The sequence below is a fragment of the Jiangella sp. DSM 45060 genome, from assembly GCF_900105175.1.
GTDB lineage: Bacteria > Actinomycetota > Actinomycetes > Jiangellales > Jiangellaceae > Jiangella.
Map to the genome: position 1 here is coordinate 4,370,469 of NZ_LT629771.1, position 24,168 is coordinate 4,394,636.

General features: G+C 72.4%; 23 protein-coding genes. 9 read left to right on the forward strand and 14 right to left on the reverse strand.

The features are described from left to right. Positions 1-11 precede the first annotated feature (11 nt). The gene (locus BLU82_RS19475; protein WP_092622765.1) at positions 12-599 is read left to right on the forward strand and encodes a flavin reductase family protein; all 588 of its coding nucleotides are present in this window, start codon (positions 12-14) and stop codon (positions 597-599) included. A 194-nt stretch (positions 600-793) separates the two neighbouring features. Here BLU82_RS19475 and BLU82_RS19480 read toward each other — a convergent pair whose 3' ends face one another. From BLU82_RS19480 to era, 4 genes are all read right to left on the reverse strand, one after another. Continuing rightward, the gene (locus BLU82_RS19480; RefSeq protein WP_092622766.1) at positions 794-1,180 is read right to left on the reverse strand and encodes a GNAT family N-acetyltransferase; all 387 of its coding nucleotides are present in this window, start codon (positions 1,178-1,180) and stop codon (positions 794-796) included. Position 1,181: 1 nt separating this feature from the next. Beyond that, positions 1,182-2,744, reverse strand: coding sequence for a D-alanyl-D-alanine carboxypeptidase/D-alanyl-D-alanine-endopeptidase (dacB, locus tag BLU82_RS19485; protein ID WP_197682334.1), 1,563 nt, complete (start codon positions 2,742-2,744; stop codon positions 1,182-1,184). A 50-nt stretch (positions 2,745-2,794) separates the two neighbouring features. Beyond that, complete coding sequence (gene leuA / locus BLU82_RS19490; RefSeq protein ID WP_092622767.1) at positions 2,795-4,537, reverse strand: 2-isopropylmalate synthase; 1,743 nt, start codon at positions 4,535-4,537, stop codon at positions 2,795-2,797. 330 nt (positions 4,538-4,867) lie between these two features. Continuing rightward, positions 4,868-5,797: a GTPase Era gene (gene era / locus BLU82_RS19495; RefSeq protein ID WP_092622768.1), complete on the reverse strand. Its 930-nt coding sequence runs from the start codon at positions 5,795-5,797 to the stop codon at positions 4,868-4,870. A gap of 104 nt (positions 5,798-5,901) precedes the next feature. Between era and BLU82_RS19500 the strand changes: the two genes are divergently transcribed. Both BLU82_RS19500 and BLU82_RS19505 read left to right on the forward strand, forming a co-directional pair. Then, positions 5,902-6,228, forward strand: a complete 327-nt coding sequence (locus BLU82_RS19500) for a multidrug efflux SMR transporter (protein WP_092622769.1) — start codon at positions 5,902-5,904, stop codon at positions 6,226-6,228. Next, positions 6,228-6,797, forward strand: coding sequence for a TetR/AcrR family transcriptional regulator (locus BLU82_RS19505; protein WP_092622770.1), 570 nt, complete (start codon positions 6,228-6,230; stop codon positions 6,795-6,797). Before BLU82_RS19500 ends, BLU82_RS19505 begins: the two co-directional genes overlap by 1 nt. Before the next feature lie 221 nt (positions 6,798-7,018). Here BLU82_RS19505 and BLU82_RS36025 read toward each other — a convergent pair whose 3' ends face one another. The 6 genes from BLU82_RS36025 to BLU82_RS19535 form a co-directional block, all read right to left on the reverse strand. Then, the gene (locus BLU82_RS36025; protein WP_092622771.1) at positions 7,019-9,106 is read right to left on the reverse strand and encodes a zinc ribbon domain-containing protein; all 2,088 of its coding nucleotides are present in this window, start codon (positions 9,104-9,106) and stop codon (positions 7,019-7,021) included. A 72-nt stretch (positions 9,107-9,178) separates the two neighbouring features. Then, positions 9,179-9,520, reverse strand: a complete 342-nt coding sequence (locus tag BLU82_RS19515) for a cytidine deaminase (RefSeq protein ID WP_069113706.1) — start codon at positions 9,518-9,520, stop codon at positions 9,179-9,181. Then, the gene (locus tag BLU82_RS19520; RefSeq protein ID WP_092622772.1) at positions 9,517-10,878 is read right to left on the reverse strand and encodes a hemolysin family protein; all 1,362 of its coding nucleotides are present in this window, start codon (positions 10,876-10,878) and stop codon (positions 9,517-9,519) included. The genes BLU82_RS19515 and BLU82_RS19520 overlap by 4 nt, the downstream gene beginning before the upstream one ends. Next, a complete protein-coding gene (gene ybeY / locus BLU82_RS19525) occupies positions 10,878-11,342 on the reverse strand; it encodes an rRNA maturation RNase YbeY (protein WP_092622773.1) in 465 nt (154 codons plus the stop codon). Before ybeY ends, BLU82_RS19520 begins: the two co-directional genes overlap by 1 nt. Further along, a complete protein-coding gene (locus BLU82_RS19530; protein ID WP_092622774.1) occupies positions 11,339-12,373 on the reverse strand; it encodes a PhoH family protein in 1,035 nt (344 codons plus the stop codon). The genes ybeY and BLU82_RS19530 overlap by 4 nt, the downstream gene beginning before the upstream one ends. 113 nt (positions 12,374-12,486) lie before the next feature. Then, positions 12,487-12,834, reverse strand: coding sequence for a histidine triad nucleotide-binding protein (locus BLU82_RS19535; protein WP_231947535.1), 348 nt, complete (start codon positions 12,832-12,834; stop codon positions 12,487-12,489). A gap of 166 nt (positions 12,835-13,000) precedes the next feature. On the opposite strand from BLU82_RS19535, the gene BLU82_RS19540 reads away from it, so the two are divergent. The 3 genes from BLU82_RS19540 to BLU82_RS19550 all read left to right on the forward strand — a co-directional run bounded on the left by BLU82_RS19540 (position 13,001) and on the right by BLU82_RS19550 (position 15,713). Continuing rightward, positions 13,001-14,071, forward strand: coding sequence for an LCP family protein (locus BLU82_RS19540; RefSeq protein WP_157741137.1), 1,071 nt, complete (start codon positions 13,001-13,003; stop codon positions 14,069-14,071). 96 nt (positions 14,072-14,167) lie between these two features. After that, positions 14,168-14,677: a SigE family RNA polymerase sigma factor gene (locus BLU82_RS19545; protein WP_197682335.1), complete on the forward strand. Its 510-nt coding sequence runs from the start codon at positions 14,168-14,170 to the stop codon at positions 14,675-14,677. Positions 14,678-14,687: 10 nt separating this feature from the next. After that, entirely contained in the window at positions 14,688-15,713 is a 1,026-nt protein-coding gene (locus BLU82_RS19550; RefSeq protein WP_092622777.1) for a Gmad2 immunoglobulin-like domain-containing protein, read from the forward strand. Here the strand turns inward: BLU82_RS19550 and BLU82_RS19555 are convergent, their stop codons facing one another. The 3 genes from BLU82_RS19555 to hrcA are packed head-to-tail and all read right to left on the reverse strand — an operon-like array spanning position 15,714 to position 18,622. Continuing rightward, on the reverse strand, positions 15,714-16,451 hold the full coding sequence (locus BLU82_RS19555) for a 16S rRNA (uracil(1498)-N(3))-methyltransferase (RefSeq protein WP_092626036.1): 738 nt from the start codon (positions 16,449-16,451) through the stop codon (positions 15,714-15,716). Beyond that, positions 16,448-17,587: a molecular chaperone DnaJ gene (gene dnaJ, locus BLU82_RS19560; protein WP_092622778.1), complete on the reverse strand. Its 1,140-nt coding sequence runs from the start codon at positions 17,585-17,587 to the stop codon at positions 16,448-16,450. Before dnaJ ends, BLU82_RS19555 begins: the two co-directional genes overlap by 4 nt. Positions 17,588-17,599: 12 nt before the next feature. Further along, positions 17,600-18,622 carry a heat-inducible transcriptional repressor HrcA gene (hrcA, locus tag BLU82_RS19565; protein WP_092622779.1) on the reverse strand — a complete coding sequence of 341 codons (1,023 nt, stop codon included), beginning with the start codon at positions 18,620-18,622 and terminating at the stop codon, positions 17,600-17,602. A gap of 931 nt (positions 18,623-19,553) precedes the next feature. Here hrcA and BLU82_RS19570 point away from each other — a divergent pair. The 3 genes from BLU82_RS19570 to BLU82_RS19580 all read left to right on the forward strand — a co-directional run bounded on the left by BLU82_RS19570 (position 19,554) and on the right by BLU82_RS19580 (position 22,744). After that, positions 19,554-20,204 carry a TetR/AcrR family transcriptional regulator gene (locus BLU82_RS19570; protein ID WP_092622780.1) on the forward strand — a complete coding sequence of 217 codons (651 nt, stop codon included), beginning with the start codon at positions 19,554-19,556 and terminating at the stop codon, positions 20,202-20,204. A gap of 81 nt (positions 20,205-20,285) precedes the next feature. Next, positions 20,286-21,785: an MFS transporter gene (locus tag BLU82_RS19575; RefSeq protein WP_092626038.1), complete on the forward strand. Its 1,500-nt coding sequence runs from the start codon at positions 20,286-20,288 to the stop codon at positions 21,783-21,785. A 119-nt stretch (positions 21,786-21,904) separates the two neighbouring features. Then, positions 21,905-22,744 carry a DUF3097 domain-containing protein gene (locus BLU82_RS19580; RefSeq protein ID WP_092622781.1) on the forward strand — a complete coding sequence of 280 codons (840 nt, stop codon included), beginning with the start codon at positions 21,905-21,907 and terminating at the stop codon, positions 22,742-22,744. A 188-nt stretch (positions 22,745-22,932) separates the two neighbouring features. Here the strand turns inward: BLU82_RS19580 and hemW are convergent, their stop codons facing one another. Beyond that, positions 22,933-24,159 carry a radical SAM family heme chaperone HemW gene (hemW, locus tag BLU82_RS19585; RefSeq protein ID WP_092622782.1) on the reverse strand — a complete coding sequence of 409 codons (1,227 nt, stop codon included), beginning with the start codon at positions 24,157-24,159 and terminating at the stop codon, positions 22,933-22,935. Between the last annotated feature and the right edge of the window lie 9 nt (positions 24,160-24,168).

The window sequence follows — 24,168 nt, forward strand, 5'->3', positions numbered from 1 at the left end:
GAGGAGGACCCATGTCCGTCAGCGCCGACACCTTCCGCAGCGTCTTCCGCCGGTACGCGACCGGGGTCGTGGTGATCACGGCCTCGGCCGGCGGGCGGCCCGCCGGGCTGACCGCGACGTCGCTGGCGTCGGTCTCGCTCGACCCGCCGCTGCTGTCGTTCGCGGTGTCGGCGACGGCGTCGGCGTGGCCGTCGTTCGCGGCCGCCGGCTCGGTCGTCGTCAACTTCCTCGACGCGGACCAGCACCACATCGCGACGCGGTTCGCCACCAGCGGCATCGACCGCTTCGCCGCCCCGACGGCGTGGTCGCGGCTGGCGTCGGGCGAGCCCGTGCTCGACGACGCGCCGTCGCACCTGCGGGCGCGGGTGACGCACCGCCTGCCGGTGGGCGACCACGTCATCGTCGTGGCCCGGGTGGTCGACGCGGCCGTGACGGCGGCGCCGGCCACCGCCCCGCTGGTCTACCACGCCGGCGCCTACGCGACGGTGGCCCCTGCGGGCGGTCAGCAGCTAGGTGCAGTTGGCGGAGTACCGAATCCACGACCACCCACAATGATCATCCAGGATCGGTGGTGCCGCCACACCCCGGATCCTGGATGATCACGCGCCACGGGACCGGCACCTTGGCAAGGCTGACCAGTCAACGCGCCGAGGATCCGCCGGGCGCCCCCTCGTACGGCTCCTCTGATGTGTCATCGAGAAGATCTGCGATTCGCAAGCAGCCGATCTCGCCCTCGAACTGGAAACCCATCCGTTCGAAGGCAGTCCGTCGCCTCTCGACGTCACCGACTTGGTCAAGACGAAGGCCAATCCGGCCCAGCGTCCGATCGAGCCAGCTGGGCGAAATCACGCACCGCATTCGGACCGTGGTGAAGGCCGCGAGCCTCCTTGGCCACGACCACCATCGACACGAAGGCGGCCTGCTCGTCAACGGAAAGGTCCCGGCCGGGCAACCCACCCGAGAATCTCCCGCTGAGGTAGCCAATAACGGTCCCGTCGTCAGCCAGGATCGCGTACCTCGGCAAGCCCGGATCGGTCCCTCGCTGGACAGCGCGGGCGTATGCCTGGACGAGGCGGCATTCCTTATCAGCATCGAGGTCCATGACGTTCTCAGCCGCAACGCGATTCAGGAGGCCGACAACCGCGTCGACGTATGCGTCTGCTCGAGCCAGAATCGTCATGTCAGCAGGCTTTGACCCAGGAGCACTCGACGTCGTCGGGGAGGTCGGCGGCCGGGATGTCGACGCTGGTCAGGCGGGCCGCGGCGTCCTCGGAGTGGGTGGCCAGCCGCACGGCGATCGCGTCCTCCAGGTCGCTCGGCTTGCCGCTGAGGTAGTCGTTGAGCACGATCGAGAACACCAGCCGCCGCCCGTCGGCGTCGTCGACGTAGCCCGAGAGCGCCGACGCGCCGGTCAGCGAACCGGTCTTCGCGTGCACGTTGCCGGCGGCCGGGGTGTCGCGCATCCGCGAGCGCAGCGTGCCGCCGACCATGCGGTCGGACTCACCGGCGATCGGCAGTGCCTCGTACCACGTATCGAACCAGGGCCGGTCCTGCGCGGCGACCAGCAGGTCGGCCAGCTCGGCGGCCGGGATCAGGTTGCGCCGGGACAACCCGGAGCCGTCGCGGTTCGCGACGGTGGGGGTGTCGACGCCGAAGCCGGCGAGGCGGTCGCGCAGGACGGCGAGCCCGGCGGCCCACGTGCCCTCGCCCGCGACCTCGCGACCCATCGCCTTGATCAGCACCTCGGCGTGGCCGTTGTTGCTGAGCTTGAGGAACGGCACCATCAGCTCGCTCAGCGGCATCGACTCGTGCTCGGCGACGACGGTCGCGCCGGATGGCGTGACGCCGCGGCCGATGCCGCCGGTCACGCGCACGCCCTCGGCCGCCAGCGCCTTGACGAACACGTCGGCGGCGTAGTCGGTGGGCTCGGCGACGCTGGCCCACTCGCTGACGCCGCTGCCGCCCGCCGCGACGGTGCCGGACACGACGATGCGGTCGGTGCCGTGCTCGCGCTCGACGGAGATGTCGTTCTCCGTGCCGGTGGTGGCCTCGTCGACAATGGTGACGGCGTCGGTGTCGGGGGTGACGGAGATGCGGGCCGGGTCGCCGGCGGCAGCACCCGGGTCGACGGTCACGATGACGGTGCCGGCGTCGTAGTCGGTGTCGGGCGCGACCGTGAGCGCCGAGACCGGCGCCGCGTAGTAGTACGGCTCGTCGTCCCAGGCCCAGTCGTTGCCGAGGCGGACGTCGTCGAACCAGGTGTCGTCGGCCAGCACCCGCCCGGACACCAGGCGGACCCCGCCGGCCGCCAGCTGCTTCGCCAGCCCCGCGTAGTCCGACGCCAGCATCGTCGGGTCGCCGGTGCCGCGCAGGTACACGTCGCCGCGCAGGATCGGGCCGGTCCGCTGCCCGGCCGTCGCGACGGTGGTCGCGAACGTGTGCTCCGGCCCGAGCACGTCCAGCGCGACGGCCGAGGTCAGCAGCTTCTCGTTCGACGCCGGCATCAGCCGCTCGTCGGCGTCGTGCTCGTACAGCGTCTCGCCGGTCGCGGCGTCGCGCACGACCACCGACGCCTGACCGCCGTCCAGCCGCGGATCGTCGAGGATCGCGTCGAGGTCGGCGGTCAGGGCGTCGGGTGGAGCCGCCTCCGGCTCCGCCGCCAGTAGGTGTGAGGCGACGTTCCCCGTCATGACCAGCGCGGTGGCGCCGGCCGTGACGGCCAGAGTGCGGGTCCAGGTGGCCATCGTGTGCTCCTTGGTCGGGAGCGACACGATGGTCTATACCAATGCGTTAGTCAAGATCCAGTGCGGGCGACGGATCGGTTGACAGCGCTGACGATGGCCTTGAGCGACGCCGTGACGATATTGGGGTCGATGCCGACGCCCCAGAACACCTCGCCGCCGACCGAGCACTCGAGATACGCGGCCGCCTTCGCGTCGGCGCCGGACGTGAGCGCGTGCTCGGCGTAGTCGAGCACCCGGACGTCGTGGCCGATGCTGCGCAGCGCGTCGGTGAACGCGTCGATCGGGCCGTCGCCGCTGCCGTGCAGCACCTGCCGCTCGCCGTCGACGTACACGCCGACCTGCAGGGCGTCGCGCTCCCCCGCCGCCGACGACGTGTGCACCGAGTTCAGCGCCAGCGGGGTGTCGCGCTCGAGGTATTCGGCGCGGAACACCTCGCCCATGCGCGCCGGCTCGACCTCGCCGCCCTCGCCGTCGGTGAGGCCCTGGACGACGCCGGAGAACTCGATCTGCAGGCGGCGCGGGAGGTCGAGCTGGTGCTCGGTCTTCATGATGTACGCGACGCCGCCCTTGCCGGACTGCGAGTTGACCCGGATGACCGCCTCGTACGTGCGGCCGACGTCCTTCGGGTCGACCGGCAGGTACGGGACCTCCCAGGTGTGGTCCTCGACGGCGACGCCGGCGTCCTTGGCGTCGCGCTCGAGCGCCTCGAAGCCCTTCTTGATGGCGTCCTGGTGGCTGCCGGAGAACGCCGTGTAGACGAGGTCGCCGCCCCACGGGTGCCGCTCGGGCACCGGCAGCTGGTTGCAGTACTCGACGGTGCGGCGGATCTCGTCGATGTCGCCGAAGTCGATCTGCGGGTCGATGCCCTGCGTGAACAGGTTCATGCCGAGCGTGACGAGGTCGACGTTGCCGGTGCGCTCGCCGTTGCCGAACAGGCACCCCTCGACGCGGTCGGCGCCGGCCAGCAGCCCCAGCTCGGCCGCCGCGACCCCGGTCCCGCGGTCGTTGTGCGGGTGCAGCGAGAGGATCATCGACTCGCGGTGCGGCAGGTGGCGGTGCATCCACTCGATGGAGTCGGCGTACACGTTCGGCGTCGCCATCTCGACCGTCGCCGGCAGGTTCACGATCATGCGGCGGTCCGGCGTCGGCTGCAGCACGTCGGCGACGGCGCCGCAGATCTCCGCCGCGTAGTCGAGCTCGGTGCCGGTGTAGGACTCGGGCGAGTACTCCCAGTAGATCTCGGTGTCCGGGGTGATCGCCTCGGCGTACTTCTGCGCCGACCGCGCCCCCGTGGTGGCGATGTCGGTGATGCCGTCGCGGTCGAGCCCGAACACGACGCGGCGCTGCAGGATCGACGTCGAGTTGTACAGGTGGACGATGGCCTGCTTCGCGCCCACGAGCGACTGGAAGGTGCGCTCGATCAGGTGGTCGCGGCACTGCGTCAGCACCTGGATGACGACGCCGTCGGGGATGTGCTCGCCCTCGATCAGCTCGCGGACGAAGTCGAAGTCGGTCTGGCTGGCGGCCGGGAAGCCGACCTCGATCTCCTTGTAGCCCATGCGCACCAGCAGCTGGAACATGCGCATCTTGCGCTCGGCGTTCATCGGGTCGATGAGCGCCTGGTTGCCGTCGCGCAGGTCGACGGCGCACCACTGGGGTGCGGTGGTGATGCGCTTGGTCGGCCAGGTGCGGTCCGGGAGGTCGACGGCGATCTGCTCGTGGAACGGCCGGTAGCGGTTCGCCGGCATACCGGACGGACGTTGCGCGGGCGGCCAGACGTTGGCACTGCTCATGGCGGGGAGGCTCCTGCTCGGGAAGGTCGTACACAGCGCGACCGGCAGCGCGAACTCACCGCGACAGGGGAGCCGGTCTAGCGGACCCCGTCGCGGCAGCTAAGCAGGAGGCTGAAGCGCCGCACGAGCAAAGACTCTAGCACCTGGATTCGTGTCCGGGCTGGGGTGGGGGATGCCGGCCCCGCCCCACCCCTCCCCACCCGCAAGCACGGAGGCACCTGCGACCACAGCGGCCGTGGGGGCGGGGGATGCCGTCAGGGGTAGGCTCGGGCGTCCGAGCGAGGAACGAGCGAGGCGGGCGGGGACGGTATCCCCCGCCCCCACGGCCCCTCAGAAGCCGAGCCTGCCGAGTTGCTTCGGGTCTCGCTGCCAGTCCTTGGCGACCTTGACGTGCAGGTCGAGGTAGACGGGGGTGCCGAGCAGCCGCTCGATCTGCGTCCGCGCCTTCGTGCCGACCTCGCGCAGCCGCGACCCCTTGCGGCCGATGACGATGGCCTTCTGGCTGTCGCGCTCGACGTAGAGGCTGGCGTGGATGTCGAGCAGCGGCTTGTCCTCGGGGCGGTCCTCGCGCGGGATCATCTCCTCGACCACGACGGCGATGGAGTGCGGCAGCTCGTCGCGGACACCCTCGAGCGCGGCCTCGCGGACCAGCTCGGCGATCAGCGTCTCCTCCGGCTCGTCGGTCAGCTCGCCGTCGGGGTAGAGCGGCGGCCCATCGGGCAGCTGGGCCAGCAGCAGCTCGGTGAGCAGCCCGACGCGGTCGCCGGACGTCGCGGAGACGGGGACGACGTCGGCCCACTCGATGCCGGTCTCGGCGCCCAGCTCGGCGACGGCGGCCAGCTGCTCGGCCAGCCGGCCGGGGCCGACCAGGTCGCTCTTCGTGACGACGGCCAGCTTCGGCGTCCGCTTCAGCGCGGCCAGCTCGGTCGCGATGTACCGGTCGCCGGGGCCGATGGCCTCGTTGGCCGGGACGCACAGCCCGATGACGTCGACCTCGGCCCAGGTAGTGCGCACGAGGTCGTTGAGCCGCTGGCCCAGCAGCGTGCGCGGCCGGTGCAGCCCCGGGGTGTCGACGATGACCAGCTGGCCGTCGGCACGGTGGACGATGCCGCGGATGGCGTGCCGGGTGGTCTGCGGCCGGTTCGAGGTGATCGCGATCTTCTCGCCGACCACCGCGTTGGTCAGGGTCGACTTGCCCGCGTTGGGCCGTCCGACGAAGCAGGCGAAGCCGGAACGGAAGCCCTCGTAGTCACCGATCACGGTGTCGAGTCTCCCACCTTCGACGCCGCCGCGGAGCCGACTTGTACACCCGTACCAGTCTTTTGGTACAGTCGTACAGGAATTCAGATCGACAGGAGGACATCATGGCGTGGCTCTACGTGATCGTCGGCGGGCTGTTCGAGACGGCCTTCGCGATCTCGCTCAAGGAGTCGAACGGGTTCACCCGGCTCTGGCCGACGGTGAGCTTCGCCGTCACGGTCGCGATCAGCATGGGCCTGCTCGGCCTCGGCCTGCGCGAACTGCCGGTCGGCACGGCGTACGCGGTCTGGGTCGGCATCGGCGCGGTCGGCACCGCCATCGTCGGCATGCTGTTCTTCGACGACCCGGCGACGTTCCTGCGCCTCTCGGCGATCGGCCTCATCGTGGCCGGCGTCGTCCTGTTGAACCTGTCCGGCGGGTCGGGGCACTGATGGCCACCGCGAAGGGCGAGCAACGGCGCACCGCGCTGGTCCGCGCCGCCGCCGACCTGCTGCAGGGCGGCGGGCTGGAGGCGGTCAGCCACCGCGCGGTGGCGGGCCGGGCGGGGCTGCCCCTGGGCGCCACGACGTACTACTTCGCCGACCTGACGGAGCTGCGCCGGGCCGCGGTCGACGCCCTGGCCGAGGACGACGTCGCGCGCATGGCCGCCGCCGTCGAGGCGCTGCCCACCCGGCGACGCGGCGCGGCCGTGGCGGCCCGGCTGATCGCCACTTTGCTGACGCCGGACGAGTACGGCGCGCTGGTCGCCTGGTACGAGCGGTACGTGCTGGCCGCCCGCGAGCCGCTGTTCGCGGCGGCCGCCCGGCGCAGCAACGCGGCGGCGCTCGAGAGCGTCGCGGCCGTGCTGGAGCGGTCCGAGCTGACGGCGGGCGTGGCACCACAGGTGGTGCTCGCGGTGGTCGACGGCGCGGTGCTCGGAGCGCTGGCCGACGGCGCGGACCTGGAGGGGGCGCGCGTCGCGGCCGCCGACGCCCTCACCGTCGTGCTCGACCTCGCCTGACGGCACCGCCGCCCGACCCCGCGCCGCACACACCCACGGCCTTGGCACGCCGGCGATCACCGACGCCGGGCGGTTTGCCCCGATTTGTGGTGCACGCCAACGTGCCAAGGGAGCGCGCCAGCGTGCCAAGGGTGCGCGCCAGCGTGCCAAGGGAGGGCCGACTGGCGGGCAAACGAAACGCCGGCCGGGGCGAACCCCGGCCGGCGTCGGTGTGGACGGACTCAGCGGCCGCCGCGGCGGCGCAGCGCCTCGTCGATCTCGGGGTCGCCGAGCTGGCTCAGCCAGGTCAGCAGTTCCGGGTAGGTCGACGGGTTGGCGGCGACGTACTTGCGCAGACCGGGTTCCTGGGCCGCGATGTCGGCCAGCGTCTGCAGCGGCGTGTTCGGGTCGAGCGCCGTGCGGGCGTCGAACCCGGGGGTGTCGCTGACGGCCGGCTGGTCGACCCGGGTGGCCGGCTCGACCCGCGGCTGGTCGACCCGGGTGGCGGTGTCGTCGGCGGCGGACTGGCCGACCGCGAGGCCGCTGATCGGGCCCGGCTTGGCCTCGCTGAGCAGGCCCTCTCCGGCGGCCGCCGGCTTCGCGTCGTCGGCGGGGACCTCCGGGCTGGCCGGCACCTCGTCGCCCTTGGCGGCATCGGCCTTGGCGGCGTCGGTCTTCTCGGCGGCCGCGGCCTCGGCCTTGACCTTCGCCTCGTCGGCCTTGGCCTTGGCGTCCTCGGCCTTCGCCTTCGCGTCGTCGGCCTTCGCCTCGGCCTTCACCTTGGCGTCGTCGGCCTTCGCCTCGGCCGGGCGGGCCGCAGCAGCACCGGCGGCGGCCGCGGCCGCTCCGGTCGCGACCCCGGTCGCGGCGCCGGCCGCAGCCGGGGTCGACGCGCCGTTACCGTTGCCCGGCAGCACGCTGCTCAGGTTGAGCTGGCTGGCGCCCACCGGGCCGTACTCGGCACGCACCGACGGCGGCGCCGTCAGCACCACGAACAGCGCCACCCCGAACCACCAGAGCACACTGATGATCGCAGCGTCGACGACCGCGACGAACGCGTCGTCGGAGGCACCCAGGATGGCCGCGACGACGATGCCCAGCAGGATGAACACCCCGCCCGCCACGACCGCGATGGCCCGGCCCGCGTTGGGGTCGCGGACCAGCGCGTTGCGGCCGACCAGCGCGGCCAGCGCCAGGATCAGCATGAGCACCAGGACCACGATGGCCAGGCCGCGGCCGTCCTCGACCCCGATGATGCTCAGCACGTACAGCACGACCCCGGCGGCCGCGGTGACCATGACCAGCTCGAGCATGCGGGCGCCGACGCCGGACCAGTAGGCCGCGCCGGGCGTGTGCCGGTACGTCGCCCGGAGCCCCGGCGCGGCCGCCGCGACGGCGAGGGCCGGGACGAGGATCAGCTGCGGGCCGAACGTGCTGAGGCTCCAGGCATCGTTCATGGTGCCCTCGGCGCTGAGCTGCCAGACGCCGACGAACAGCGCCACGAGGCCCACCAGCAGGAGGACGTCGCGCCAGGCGGCGTCGCCGCGGAACACGCCCCACAGCGGCAGCGCGGCCAGCGCCAGGAAGAACAGCATCGCGACGATGAGGTACGTCGTCTGCTCCCATTCGAGGCCCTCGGCGGCGTCGGTGAGGAAGGTGATCAGGCTGATCAGCGTCAGCAGCGCGAACAGCCCGCCTATACCGAGCGTGACCCAGCGCCACAGCGCGCCGTCGCCGGACGGCGACTGCTCGGCCTCGCGGCCCTGCGCCGCCAGCAGCGCGCCGGCCAGGCCGAACGTGATGCCGACGCCCACGCCGTCGCCGCTGTTCTCGCCGACGTAGCCGAGCACCAGCGTGATCAGCACGACCACGACGTACGGCGCGTTGGCGCCCAGCCGGGCCAGCCGCAGCTCGGCCGTCCCCCACGACGCCGGCAGCACGCCGCCGCGCTTGAGGTACGGCAGCGACAGCGACAGCACCGACAGCAGCGTCACCAGGACGACGTAGACCTTGCCGGTCACGGTGTCAGTGAGGTCCCACGGCATGCCGAACGAGACGAGCAGGAGCACCAGCGCGACGACGTCGCGGGCGTAGTCCAACGCGGGGATGTCCGCGAACGGGTTGCGCGCGGGCGCGCCACCGGCCGCGGGAGCACCACCGGATGCGGGCGCGCCACCCGGCGCCGCGGCGCCACCGGACGCGGAGGCGCCCGGAGCTGCCTGCGCCGGAGCGGCCGCCTGGGCCGCCGCGGACGCCGTCATGGGCGCGCCGCAGTTGCCGCAGTACGCCGAACCCGTGGCCGGCGCCCCGCAGTTGCTGCAGAAGTTCATTCGTATCTCCGTCTTCGGTCGGTCGCCTCGGAGGTCGAACGGCCGCACGTTAGCGCACTCGGATGCTGATGGCTACGAACGCAGCGCCGAGATCGGCGTGCCGTCGGGACCCGCGACGTACACCGGTATACCCGGTCCGCCGAGATCCGACACCACCGCGGTGTCGACCTCGCCGGCGGCGTCACCGGTGACGACCGCCGCGGCCTCGAGCCCCGTGGCGCCGCTTGACACCGCCGACGCGACCGCCAGCTGCAGCGCGGTGAGGCGCAGCGACGGCAGCACGACGTCGGCGGCGGCGTAGGTGCGGCCGTCGGCGTCGCGGACGGCGGCGCCGGCGGGCGCCCCGGTGCGGGCCCGGGCGGACCGGGCCAGGATCAGGATCTTCTGGTCCTCGGGGTCGAGTGCGTCGCTCACGCATGCTCCTCGTGCGGCTCGTTGTCGGTGACCTGAACGAGCCGGCTCACCCGGACGGTTCCGATGCGGTTGCGGCGCCCGGACGGGTCCTCGGCGACCAGCCGCAGCCCGGCGACGACGACCTCGGCGCCGGCGATCGGGACCCGGCCCAATTGCTTGGCCATGAGGCCGCCGACGGTGTCGACGTCGTCGTCGGACAGCTCCAGCCCGAACAGCTCGCCGAGGTCGTCGATGTGCAGCCGGGAGCTGACCCGGACCACGCCGTCGTCGAGGGTCTCGACGCCGTCCTCGTCGGCGTCGTACTCGTCGGTGATCTCGCCGACGATCTCTTCGAGGATGTCCTCGATGGTGACCAGGCCGGCGGTGCCGCCGTACTCGTCGACGACGACGGCGACGTGGGTGCGCTGTGCCTGCATCTCGCGCAGGAGGTCGTCGGCCGGCTTGGAGTCGGGGACGAAGAACGCCGGCCGCAGCACCGACTCGACCCGCTCGACGGACTCGGCGTCGCGGTTGTCGTAGAGCCGGCGGGCGACGTCCTTGAGGTAGGTGATGCCGACGATGTCGTCGAGCCCGCCCGGGCCGACCGCCGGGATGCGGCTGAACCCGCTGCGCAGCGCCAGCGACTGGAACTGCCGCAGCGTCTTGTGCGCCTCGATGAACACGACGTCGGTGCGCGGCACCATGACCTCGCGGACCACGGTGTCGCCCAGTTCGAACACCGAGTGGATCATCTGCCGCTCGCCGGACTCGATGATGCGCCCGGCTTCGGCGAGGTCGACCAGCTCGCGCAGCTCTGCCTCCGTCGCGAACGGCCCCTCGCGGAAGCCCTTGCCCGGGGTGAGCGCGTTGCCCAGCAGGATGAGCAGGCGCGGGATGGGGCCGAGCACCCGGGTGACGCCGAGCAGCAGGCCGGCGAAGGCCAGCGCGATGCCCTCGGCGTGCTGGCGGCCCAGCGTGCGCGGCGCGACGCCGATGACGACGAACGACACCACGACCATGCTGCCGGCGGCGACCAGCAGCGTCTGCCACCACGGGGTGAAGAACTCTTCGCACACGACCGCGACCATGACGACCGCGGCGACCTCGCAGGCCATGCGCAGCAGCAGCGCGGTGTTGAGCGCGGGGACGGGGTCGGAGGCGACCCGCACCAGCGCGTCGGACCCGCGGCGGCCCGCGCGGTGCAGCTCCTCGGCGCGGGTGCGCGAGAGGCTGGTCAGCGCCGCCTCGGACATCGCGAACAGCATCGCGACGACCACCAGCACCGCCGCCGAGACCAGCAGCCAGACGGTGGACGCACCACCCGCGGTGGTGGCGCCACCGGCGGCCAGGACGGCGGCGGGCAGCGGTGAGGCGAACATCAGCGGCCGCCCCCTCGGGCGTCTCGCCAGTCGCTCAGGAGCTGTTTCTGCAGCCCGAACATCTCCTTCTCCTCCTCCGGCTCGGCGTGATCGTAGCCGAGGAGGTGGAGTATGCCGTGCGCGGTCAGCAGCTCGAGCTCGTCCTCGGTGCTGTGCCCGGCAGCCTTGGCCTGCGTGGCCGCGACGTCGGGGCAGAGCACGACGTCGCCCAGCAGGCCGGGCTCGGGCTCGGCGTCGTCGGGCGTGGGCCGCAGCTCGTCCATCGGGAAGGACAGCACATCGGTGGGGCCGGGCTCGTCCATCCACTGCACGTGCAGCTGTTCCATGGTGTCGGTGTCGACCAGCAGGATGGCCAGTTCGGCCAGCGGGTGGATGCGCTGGTGGTCGAGGACGAACCGGGCGAGGTCGGAGAGCGTCTTCTCGTCGACCTCGGCCCCGGACTCGTTGTTGACCTCGATGGTCACGGGCGCCGGCCGGGAACGCGCGGCCGCCCGTTGCCCCCTGCCGCCTCCTGCGCGGCGTCGTAGCGGGTGTACGCCTCGACGATCTCGCCCACGAGCCGGTGCCGGACGACGTCGCGGCTGCTCAGACGGCAGAAGTGGACGTCGTCGATGCCGTCGAGGATGCCCTCGACGACGCGCAGCCCGCTGGTGGTGCCGGCCGGGAGGTCGACCTGGGTGACGTCGCCGGTGATGACCATCTTCGACCCGAAGCCGAGCCGGGTGAGGAACATCTTCATCTGCTCGGCGGAGGTGTTCTGCGCCTCGTCGAGGATGACGAACGCGTCGTTGAGCGTGCGCCCGCGCATGTACGCCAGCGGCGCGACCTCGATGGTGCCCTCGGTCATCAGTCGCGGGATGGACGCGGGGTCCATCATGTCGTGCAGCGCGTCGTAGAGCGGCCGCAGGTACGGGTCGATCTTCTCCGACAGCGTGCCGGGGAGGAAGCCCAGCCGCTCGCCCGCCTCGATGGCCGGGCGGGTGAGCAGGATGCGGCTGACCTGCTTGGCCTGCAGCGCCTGCACGGCCTTCGCGACCGCGAGGTACGTCTTGCCGGTGCCGGCCGGGCCGATGCCGAAGATGACGGTGTGTTTGTCGATGGCGTCGACGTAGCGCTTCTGGTTCAGCGTCTTCGGCCGGATGGTGCGCCCGCGGTTGGACAGGATGTTGGCCGTGAGCACCTCGGCCGGCCGCTCGCCGGTGCGCGCGCGCAGCATGGCCACCGTGCGCTCGACGGCCTCGGGCGACATGCCCTGACCGGTGCGCAGCACGGCCACCATCTCGTCGATGACGCCCTCGGCCTCGGCGATGTCGCCCGGCCGGCCGGTCATGGTGATCTGGTTGCCGCGCACGTGGATGTCGACGTCGGGGAAGGACGACTCGACGACCTTGATGAGCTCGTCGGCGGACCCGAGCAGGCTCACCATGGAGATGCTCGTCGGCACGACGATGGTGTGCTGGGCGGCCTGCTGTTCGGCCTGTTCTGTCTTCGTCATGGGCGGCCTCGCGGGGCCTCTCACGCCTACTTCCCGTCTCGATGGCGCCGTTCAGTGGATGTGTTGAATGCTACCTGCGAGCGCTGACAAGTCATTGCGAATTTGTCGCCGGCTCAGCCGGGCGGCCACGTCATGGCGCGTCCGCCGAGCACGTGCGCGTGCACGTGGAACACCGACTGACCGGCCTGCTCCCCCGTGTTGAACACCAGCCGGTACGCCTCGATTCCCGCCCCCGCGGCGACGTCGGCGGCCGTCCGGACCAGTTCGGCCAGGGTGTCCGGCGCGGCGGCCGCGAGCGACGCGACGTTCGGGTGGTGCTCGCGCGGCACCACCAGCACGTGTGTGGGCGCCTGCGGCGCGATGTCGCGGAACGCGAGGGTGCGCTCGGTCTCGTGGACGACCTCGGCCGGGATCTCGCCACCGGCGATCTTGCAGAACAGGCAGTCGGCGTCTCGGGTCACACGTGCCTCCGGTGCTTCGGGTAGGTGGATGGTAGGCCACCGGCGTGACCGGCGGGTGGCCCGGTGCAACCTGCGGCCCGCCTCGCGCGTCATCACAGCGAGAGGCCACCGCCGGGCGGGGTGTCCTCGCCGGACCCGTCGCCGCCCGGCCGTACCCTCTGGAGCCATGTCGAACCCGCCCGGCGACCCGCAGCCCGACCCGTCCCTCGAGACCGAGCCGGCCGAACCGGCCGAGCCGCCGCGCAAGCGCCGCCGCAACCGCAAGGTCCTGGTGATCGTGCTGGTGACGCTGCTGGCGTTGCTGCTCGCGGTGGCCGGCGGGGCGTTCTGGTTCGTGAACCGGCTGTCGTCGAACATCGAGCGCATCCCCGACGCGTTCGACATCCCGGAGACCGCGCGCCCGGCCGAGCTGCCCGGCGACAGCATCACGTTCCTGCTGGGCGGACTGGACGGCGAGGACAAGGTCGACGTGTACGAGCCCGGCGCCGCGCGCACCGACACCATCATGCTGGCGCACTTCCCGGAGGGCCGTGACCGCGGCTACCTGGTCTCCATCCCGCGCGACACCTACATCGAGATCCCCGGCCACGGCGAGAACAAGATCAACGCGGCCTACTCGTTCGGCGGCCCGTCGCTGTTCGTGCAGACCATCGAGGAGCTCACCGGCATCCGCGTCGACCACCTCGCGCTGATCGACTGGAACGGCTTCCAGGCGCTCACCGACGAGCTGGGCGGCGTCACCATGACGTTCGACGAGGAGACCCCGCTGGCCGACGGCGACGAGCCGATCCCGGCCGGCACCCACACGCTGACCGGCGAGCAGGCGCTGCAGTACGTCCGCGACCGCAAGGACCTTCCGGGCGGCGACTTCGACCGCGTCAAGCGGCAGCAGAACTTCCTCCGCGCGCTGATGAACGAGCTGATCTCGTCCGGCACGCTGACCGACCCCGGCAAGGTCAACGGCGTCGCCGGGGCCATCGGCCAGGCCGCGCGGGTCGACGAGGAGCTCAGCGCGTTCGGCATGGTCGACCTCGCACTGTCCATGCGCAACCTGCGCGCCGACGACATGACGTTCCTGACGGTGCCCACCGACGGCACCGGCATGGCGGGGTCGCAGAGCATCGTCGTGTACGACGAGGAACGCGCCGGCCAGCTGTGGACCGCTCTGGCAGAGGACGACATGGACGCCTTCCTCGCCGCCAACCCCGACCTCGTCACCGGCGACGAGGTCCGCTGACCGCCCGTTCGGCTGAAGATCACCGGCCCGATCCCCTACGGTTGGGCGCGCATCGGTAAACCGGCGCCGCCGGCAACGCGTCAGTAGGGGTATGTGGTGCAAGACAGGACCGGGTCCGAGGCAGACGACGCCATCACGGACCTGTACGCGGCGCACTATGTCCGCCTCGTCCGGCTCGCCACGTTGCTGCTGGGCGACGAGGCGGTGGCCGAGGAGGTCGTGCAGGACGCGTTCGTGGCCCTGCACCGCCGCTGGCGCCGGCTGCGCGAGCCGGCCGCCGCGGTCGCGTACCTGCGCACGTCCGTGGTGCACGGCAGCCGCTCGGTCCAGCGCCGCCGCGGTGTGGCGGCCCGTCATCCGGACGAGCCGCCCGGTCACGCGCCCAGCGCCGAACACGTCGCCGTCGGTGGCGCCGCCGCCGACGCCGTCGTCGAGGCGCTGCGCGGGCTGCCCCAGCGGCAGCGCGAGGCGCTCGTCCTGCGCTACTACGGCGGTCTCTCCGAATCGGAGATCGCGAGCGCGATGAAGATCAGCAACGGCGCCGTCAAGAGCCACGCCTCTCGCGGGCTGGCCGGGCTGCGCGAGGCGATGGCGGACTGGGCGTGAGGAGGCAGCGGTGAGCACGCCGGAGAACTGGACGCCGGAGGAGCAGAAGCTCCACGGCGCCCTGCACCGCGCCGCCGAGCGGGTGCAGCCGGGCCCCGACGGCCTGGCGCGGATCAGGAGGAGGACGGCGGTGGTTCCGATGTGGCGACGACCGGTGGTACTCGGGCTCGCGGGGGCGACGGCCCTGGCCGCGGCGGTGATCGTGGGCGGCGTCATCGCCCTGAACGACGACGACGGCGACGCCCCCGTCGCCTCGCAGACCTCCACGTCCCCGGCGCCCTCGCAGAGCGAGACGCGGACGGAGACGGTCCCGCCGACGTCGCCGCCCGCCGAGACGACGCCGCCGGCGCAGTCGCTGACGGTCCCTGTCTACTACGTGGCCGACACCGGCGACGGCCTGCGGCTCGCGCGCGAGTTCCACACCGTCGAGACGTCGCTGTCGCCCATCGCCGCCGCCGTGAACGAGATGCTGACGGCACCGCCGGCCGACCCCGACTACACGAGCCTGTGGACGTCCGGCCTCGAGGTGACGTCGGCCGAGATCGCCGACGGCGCCATCGTGGTCGACCTCAGTGCGCCGCCGACGGCCGACGAGGAGGCCGATCTCGCTGTTCAGCAGCTCGTCTACACGGCGACGGCGGCGGCCGCGAACGCCCAGCTGGACGGCTCGCTGCCGGTGCGCATCACGGTCGCCGGGGCGGATCCCAGCGAGCCGGTCGGCCGGGCCGACCCGCTGGAGGTGCGCCAGCTGGTGCAGCTCAACGACCCCGCCGAGGGCGCGACGCTGCCCAGCCCCGTCACCGTGACCGGCGAGGCCGCGGTGTTCGAGGCCACCGTGCTGTGGGAGCTGCGCCGCGACGGCGAGGTCGTCGACACCGGCAACACCACCGCCGAGGAGTGCTGCACGTTCTCACCGTTCACGTTCGACCTCGAACTCGAGCCGGGCAGCTACGAGATCGTCGTCAGCGAGAGCGACCCGTCCGGCGGCGAGGGGCGGGCGCCGATGAGCGACTCGCGCACGTTCGTCGTCGAGTAGTCAGGCCCAGCGGGCGGTCCGCGCGAGGACGACGCCGGCGGCGACGGTGCCGGCGGTGGACGTGCGCAGGACGGTCGGCCCGAGCCGGGCGACGACGGCGCCGGCGGCGGCCAGCTGGTCCAGCTCGTCCGGGGCCACCCCGCCCTCGGGGCCCACGACCAGCAGGATGTCGCCGTCGTTGGGCAGCTCGACGGCGGCGAGCGGCGAGGTGGCCTCCTCGTGCAGGACGACGGTGCGCGCCGCCTCCGCCGCCCGGGCAGCGAGCGCCGCCGTCGACATCGGGTCGGCGACGGCCGGAAGCCAGGCGCGGCGGGACTGCTTGGCCGCCTCGCGCGCCGTCGACCGCCAGCGTCGCAGCGCCTTGTCGCCGCGCTCCCCCGTCCAGCGGACCATGCAGCGCTGCGCCGCCCACGGCACGATCTCGTCGACGCCGACCTCGGTCATGGTCTCGACGGCGGTCTCGCCGCGGTCGCCCTTGGGGATCGCCTGCGCGACGACCACCCGCGGCCGCGGCTCCGGCACGTCGAGGCGCTCGGTGACCTCGCAGGTCAGGCCCCGCTTCGACGCGGCGACGACGACGCAGCGGGCCAGCTGCCCGGCGCCGTCGGTCAGCTCGACGGTCTCGCCGGGCGCGATGCGGCGCACCACGGCCGCGTGCCGGCCCTCGTCGCCGTCGAGGACGACGACGTCCGACCCGCGCAGCGCCGCGGCATCGGCCAGGAACACCGGTGCGGTCAGTTCAGCCCTTCCTTGAAGGCGTCGCGGATGCGGGTGAAGAAGTTGCCGTGGGTGCCGGCGGCGCCCGGCCCCTCGACCCGCTCCTCGTTGCGCAGCCCGGCGAGCTCGCGCAGCAGCTCTTCCTGCCGCGCGTCGAGCTTCGTCGGCGTCTGCACCTCGAGGTGGATCAGGAGGTCGCCGCGGCCGGTGCCGCGCAGCTTCGGGACGCCGCGGGCGCCGAGCTTGATGACCTCGCCGTGCTGGGCGCCGGCCCGCACCTCGATGGTCGTCGGGCCGTCGAAGGTCTCGAGGTCGACGCTGGTGCCGAGCGCGGCCGCCGTCATCGGCAGCTGCAGCGTGCAGTGCAGGTTGTCGCCGTTGCGGCTGAACACCGGGTGCGGCGTGACCGCCAGCTCGACGTAGAGGTCGCCGGCCGGGCCGCCGCCGGGGCCGACCTCGCCCTGGCCGGTCAGCTGGATGCGGGTGCCGTTGTCGACACCCGCCGGGATCTTGATGGTGAGCGTGCGGCGGGTGCGGACCCGGCCGTCGCCGGAGCATTCGACGCACGGGTTCGGGTTGACCGTGCCGAAGCCCTGGCAGGCCGGGCACGGGCGGGTCGTCATGACCTGACCCAGGAACGAGCGCTGCACCTGGCTGACCTCGCCCTGCCCCTGACACGTCGGGCAGGTGACCCGGGTGGCGCCCTTCGCGGTGCCCTCGCCGTGGCACACCTCGCACACCACGGCGGTGTCGACCTGCAGCTCGCGGGTGGCGCCGAACACGGCGTCGGCCAGCTCGACCTTCAGCTGCACCAGCGCGTCCTGGCCGCGGCGGACCCGGCTGCGCGGGCCGCGCGCGTTCGTCCCGCCGAAGAAGGCGTCCATGATGTCGGTGAAGGAGAACGCGCCGCCGAAGTTGCCACCCGCGCCGCCGCCGCTGCTGAGGGGGTCGCCGCCGAGGTCGTACATCTCCCGCTTGCGGGGGTCGTTGAGCACCTCGTAGGCCGTGACGACCTCTTTGAAGCGCTCCTGCGTGGCGGGGTCGGGGTTGACGTCGGGATGCAGTTGCCGGGCGAGGCGGCGGTAGGCCTTCTTGATCTCCTCGCCGGAGGCGTTCTTCGGCACGCCGAGAACTTCGTAGTAGTCGGTGGTGGGCACCCTGTGTCTTCCCTAGTGAGCCGCGAGAATCTTGCTGACGTATCGAGCGACGGCGCCGACGGCCGCGATGGTTCCGGGGTAGTCCATGCGGGTCGGGCCGACCACCCCCATGCTAGCCAGGGCCAGTTCGCCCGGCCCGTAGCCGGAGGTGACGACGGACGTGGCCGAGAGCCCGGTCTGCGCGTTCTCGCTGCCGATGCGGACCCGGACCGGGGTGGGGCTGGTGGCCTCGCCGAGCAGCCGCAGCAGCACGACGTGCTCCTCGAGCGCCGACAGCAGCGGCTCGAGCTCGCGGTCGAACTCCTGGCCATAGCGGGCGAGGTTGCCCGTCCCGGCCACCGCGACCCGCTCCTCGTGCCGCTCGATCAGCGTCGTGAGCAGCGTGCCGGTGACCGCCGCGACCGCCGCGCGGTCCTCGGGGCCGAACCGCTCCGTGAGATCGGTCACCCGCGCCTCCACGGCCGCGAAATCCTGGCCCACGGCGAGCGCGTTGATGCGGGCCCGCAGCTCCCCCACCAACGCGTCGTCGGCGTCGGACGGGAGGTCGACGATGCGCTGCTCGACCCGGCCGGTGTCGGTGATGACGACCACCAGCACCCGCGCCGGCGCCAGCATGACCAGCTCGACGTGGCGCACCAGCGACCGGCTCAGCGACGGGTACTGCACGACCGCCGCCTGGCGGGTCAGCTGCGCCAGCAGCCGCACCGTCCGCGACACGACGTCGTCGAGGTCGACCGCGCCGTCGAGGAACGTCTGGATGGCCCGCTTCTCCGGCGCCGACAGCGGCTTCACGTTCGACAGGCGGTCGACGAACAGCCGGTACCCCTTGTCGGTGGGCACCCGGCCGGCGCTCGTGTGGGGCTGGGCGATGTAGCCCTCCTCCTCGAGCGCCGCCATGTCGTTGCGGATGGTCGCCGGCGACACCCCCAGATGGTGCCGGTCGACCAACGCCTTCGACCCGACCGGCTCCTGCGTGGCGACGTAGTCCTCGACGATCGCCCTGAGGACGTCGAGCTTGCGGTCATCGACGGACAACCGGGCACACCTCCCGCAGCGGAATTGGCACTCGACCCTGGCAAGTGCCAATTCTACGTTGTCCCGGTCGCTTCCGTCTTTCCTCGCAGGCCAGGGGGCCGAGGATCGTTCGCCGCTCTGCTCCAGTGCGCCGCTGTGCGGCTGTTGGCCGTCCCCCTGATGCCCATTCTTAGGCCGGGCACCTATCAGGAGACGGGGAAGGACCGGCGGCGGCCGTCGCCCGGTCCGCCGTGGCCCGCACCCCCACAGCGTCGGGCCGACTTCGATAGCCAGAACCACGCGATCGGCCCGCACCAGCGCCCAGAACGCAACGCCCGCTATCGATGACGGGCAACCGCCGCCTACACCACCCGGCCACGGCGCACCGGGCACCAGACAGTCAGCGGCTGGCGGCTGGCAGCTGGCGGCTGGCGGCTGGCGGCTGGCGAACGGTGCACCCGGCGGGCTGTGCCCGCACTTCCCCCGTCCCCCTGATAGCTGCCCGTTCTTAGGCCGCGTGCGCGCGGGTCAAGCAGTCATCGCCGCGCGAAGCGCCGAAGAGTCCGCTTGAGGCGCGCGTGCGCGGCTAAGAAAATGGGCAGCAGGGGGACGGCCAACTGCCGCCAAACGGCGAACGGCAGCACGGCGGCCAACGCGACGAGCCCTCAACGCGACGAACCCCCGCCGAGCCCACCCCGGATGCCGTCGCCCCGACCTTGTCAGTGCCGCCACGTATGGTGCGAATGTGCTGGACATCCGCTCGTCGTCCGCGCCGGAACCACCCCGGCGAAGACGCCATCGGGCGATGTGACGCAGGTCACATCCAACACGGGAAATATCCGGGGAGGCGTTCCCCGTTTGAGAACACGTCAAGCACAACCGGGGACGCACTCCCCGGTTCAGGAAACGGGGAAAAGATCTCCGTTTCGCCGTTCGACTCGAAGGGGGAATCATGGGCGGCATGGCGACAGCCGAGCGCAGGGCACAGCCGGCACGCGTCGACGCCACCCGTAACCGTGAGCGCATCATCGCCGCGGCGCGCGAGGCGTTCGTCGAGCATGGGCCGGCCGTGCCGCTCGACGCCATCGCACACCGCGCGGGCGTGGGCAACGCCACGCTGTACCGGCACTTCGCCGACCGGCACGAGCTCATCCACGTCGTCGCGTCGTACTCGCTGGCTCGCATCACCGAGCAGGCCGAGTCGGCGCTCGCCGAGGAGACCGACGCGTTCGAGGCGCTGCGGCGGTTCGTCCACCGCGCGGCCGACGAGCGGGTCGGAGCGCTGTGCTCGCTGCTGTACGAAGGCTTCGACAAGAACGACCCACTCGTGGTCGACGCCAGGGTCCGGCTGGAAGCGGTCGTCACCGAGCTGATGGACAACGCTCGCGAGGCCGGTCAGCTACGACCCGACGTCGGCATCGGTGATCTCATGGTCGCGATCACCCAGCTGACCCGGCCCATCGCCGGCACCGCGTGTGCTCACGTCGAACGCTTCATGCATCGCCACCTCCAACTCTTCCTCGACGGCTTCCGCGCGCCCGCCCGCTCGGAACTGTGCGGCGCCGCGGCCACCTTCGAGGACTTCGAGCCCGACCGGACCTGATCGCGTCCCATCACCCCCGGTCCACTCGTCCTGACTACGACACCTGACTGCAACACCCGTGACCCTTGATTGGACTTCGTCATGCCTGAAACACAGCTGCCTGATCCCAGGCGGTGGCGGGCGCTGGCGTTCATCGCCCTCGCTCAGCTGATGGTGGTGCTCGACGCCACCATCGTGAACATCGCGCTGCCGTCGGCGCAGGCCGACCTCGGCATCTCCGACGCCAACCGGCAGTGGGTCATCACGGCCTACGCGCTGGCGTTCGGCAGCCTCCTCCTGCTCGGCGGCCGCATCGCCGACATGTGGGGCCGCAAGAACACCTTCCTGACCGGCCTCATCGGCTTCGCGGCCGCGTCGGCCCTGGGCGGCGCCGCGGTCAACGAGGCCCTGATGTTCGCCTCCCGCGCGTTGCAGGGCGTGTTCGGCGCGCTGCTGGCCCCGGCCGCGCTGTCGCTGCTGGCCGTCATGTTCACCGACGGCAAGGAGCGGGCCAAGGCGTTCGGCATCTTCGGCGCCATCGCCGGTGGCGGCGCGGCGCTCGGCCTGATCCTCGGCGGCATCCTCACCGAGTACCTCGACTGGCGCTGGGTGTTCTTCGTCAACATCCCGATCGCCGCCATCGCGTTCGTCGGCGCCGTCACCTCGGTGCACGAGCCCGACGGCACCCGCAACCGCGCGCCGCTCGATCTCCCGGGCACCCTGCTGGGCACGCTCGGCCTGGTCGCGCTGGTCTACGGCTTCACCCGCGCCGAGACCGAGGGCTGGAGCGACACCGGCACCGTCTCCATGTTCGTGCTGACGGGTCTCCTGCTGGTCGCGTTCGTGCTGGTGGAGCGCAAGGTGAAGGAGCCGCTGCTGCCGCTGCGCGTCGTGCTCGAGCGCAACCGCGGCGGGGTCTACCTCGCGCTCGGCCTGGCCGTCATCGCGATGTTCGGCCTGTTCCTGTTCCTGACGTACTACCTGCAGATCGTCAAGGGGTACAGCCCCATCCGCTCCGGCGTCGCGTTCCTGCCCATGGTGGCGGGCATGGTCATCGGCTCGACCCAGCTGGGCGCGCGGCTGATGACCCGCGTGCCGGCGCGGTACCTGATGACGCCGGGTCTGCTGGTCGCCGCGGTCGGCATGCTGCTGCTGACCCAGATGAACGTCGACAGCTCGTATGTGGCCCTGCTGTTGCCGGCGCAGATCCTGCTCGGTCTCGGCCTGGGCACCACGTTCATGCCGGCCATGAGCCTGGCGACGTTCGGCGTCGAGCCGCGCGACTCCGGTATCGCCTCGGCGATGATCAACACGTCGCAGCAGGTCGGCGGCGCCATCGGCACGGCGCTGCTGAACACCATCGCCGCCAGCGCCACCACGTCCTACATCGGCGCCCACATCGGCGGCAGCACGCCGCCCGAGCTGGTGCAGTTGCAGGGCATGGTCAACGGCTACACCACCGCCATCTGGTGGGCCGTGGGCATCCTGGTCGTGTCGGCGGCCATCGCGTTCTTCTTCGTGAACGCGACGCCCGACACCGAGCAGGCCGCCTTCGACGAGCTCGACGGCGAGGGCGAGGCCGCCCCGGTCATGATCCACTGACCCAGGGCAGCCACGCCCGCACGAGACTGGGGCCCCGTCGTCCGGCGACGGGGCCCCTGCCATGTCCGATTCGTGTCGCTGCCGCCCCCGCGCCCGTCGAGCGGCTAGCGTCACCGGACGTGAGCTCCTACAACGACCGCTACGGCCGCGACGTCCTCACGAACTCGCCGCACCCGAAGCGCCCGGTCAGCACCCAGGAGGCCGCCGTGCCGGGGCTGGTCGTCGAGGACGTGCAGACGGGGTACGTCGGCGCCGTCGTCGAGGTCGACAAGCACGGCGTGATCCTGGAGGACCGCCACGGCAAGCGGCGCGCGTTCCCGCTCGGGCCCGGGTTCTGGATCGACGGCAAGCCGGTCGAGCTGGTCCGCCCCACGGCGCCGGCGAAGAGCGGCCGCATGGTGTCCGCGTCCGGCTCGGTCGCCGTGCTGGACCACAAGGCACGCACCGCGCGGGCCAGCCGCATCTACGTCGAGGGCAAGCACGACGCCGAGCTGGTCGAGAAGGTGTGGGGCCACGACCTGCGGGTCGAGGGCGTCGTCGTCGAGGAGCTGGGCGGCGCCGACGACCTCGCCGCCGTCGTCGCGGAGTTCCAGCCCGGCCCCGGCCGGCGCCTCGGCGTCATGCTCGACCACCTGGTCGCCGGCAGCAAGGAGACCCGCCTCGCCGACACCGTCCGCGGCGGCCCGCACGCGGACGCCGTCCTCATCGTCGGCCACCCGTACATCGACGTGTGGCAGGCGGTCCGCCCGGCCGTGCTCGGCCTGAAGGCGTGGCCGGACGTGCCCAAGGGCGAGCCCTGGAAGGAGGGCGTGCTGCGGCGGCTGGGCTGGCGCGGCGAGACGTGGGAGGCGTGGGCGCACATCCTCGGCAAGGTCACGACGTACACCGACCTCGAGCCGTCCTTCCTCGGCCGGGTCGAGGAGCTGATCGACTTCGTGACCGACCCCGGGCCGGCTTGAGGCCGAGGGGCCCGGGGATGCCGTCCCCGCCCGCCTCGCTCGTTCCTCGCTCGGACGCCCGCGCCTACCCCTGACGGCATCCCCAGGCCCCTCGGCCCGGGTGGTCGCTCGGGTCCGTCGCTCGCTCCCTCGCTCCCCGCCTCGGCCGGTGGGAGCTCGGCCGGTCGTTCGCCCCTCGCTCGGCTGTTCTAGGGGAGGAGGTCGCGGACGACGGCGTCGGCGAGCAGGCGGCCGCGGCGGGTGAGGACCAGCCGGCCGGCGGCGAGGGCGTCGGGCTCGCCGAGGCCGTCCGCCACGATCTTGGCCGCGGCGGACCGGCCGGCGTCGTCGAGGACGGAGAGGTCGAGGCCGGAGGACAGCCGGACCTCCAGCAGCACCCGCTCGACCCGCCGGGTCTCGGCGTCGAGGACCTCGCGGGCGTGCGCCGGGCTCTCACCGGCCGCCAGCCGGGCCGCCCATGCGGCCGGGTGCTTGACGTTCCACCAGCGGGTGCCGCCGACGTGGCTGTGCGCGCCCGGACCGGCGCCCCACCAGTCGGCGCCGGTCCAGTACAGCTCGTTGTGCCGGCAGCGCCCCGCCGCCGACGTCGACCAGTTGGACAGCTCGTACCAGGAGAACCCGGCCGCCGACAGCAGGGAGTCGGCCAGCAGGTACTTGTCGGCCTGGTCGTCGTCGTCAGGGAACGGCAGCTCGCCCCGCGACATGCGGGCGGCCAGCCGCGTGCCCGGCTCGACGATGAGCGCGTAGGCGCTGACGTGGTCGGGCCCGGCGTCGACGGCGGCCGACACGCTGGCCCGCCAGTCGTCGGCGGTCTCGCCGGGCGTGCCGTAGATGAGGTCGACGCTGACGTGCTCGAACCCGGCAGCGCGGGCCTCGGCCACGACCTGCGCCGGGCGGCCGGGCGTGTGCACGCGGTCGAGGACGGCGAGCACGTGCGGCCGCGCGCTCTGCATGCCGACGGACACCCGGGTGAAGCCGGCCGCCCGCAGCCCGGCCAGCGACCGCGCGTCGACGGACTCGGGGTTGGCCTCCGTGGTCACCTCGGCGCCGGGCGCCAGCCCGAACTCGTCGCCGAGGAACCGCAGCACGCGGCCGAGATCGGACGGTGGCAGCAGCGTCGGCGTGCCCCCGCCCACGAACACCGTCGATACCGGCACGTCGGCGTCGCCGAGCACCTGCCGGGCCAGCCGCAGCTCCGCGATGGCGCCGTCGGCCCACGACGTCCGGGACGCGCCGGGCGCGACCCCCAGCTCGGAGGCCGTGTAGGTGTTGAAGTCGCAGTAGCCGCAGCGCGTGGTACAGAACGGGACGTGCAGGTACACGCCGAACGGCCGGGCGCCGACGCCGGCCAGCGCGGACGGCGGCAGCGAGCCGTCAGCGGGCGCGGGCGAGCCGTCGGGCAGGGTGGAGGGCACGACCCATTG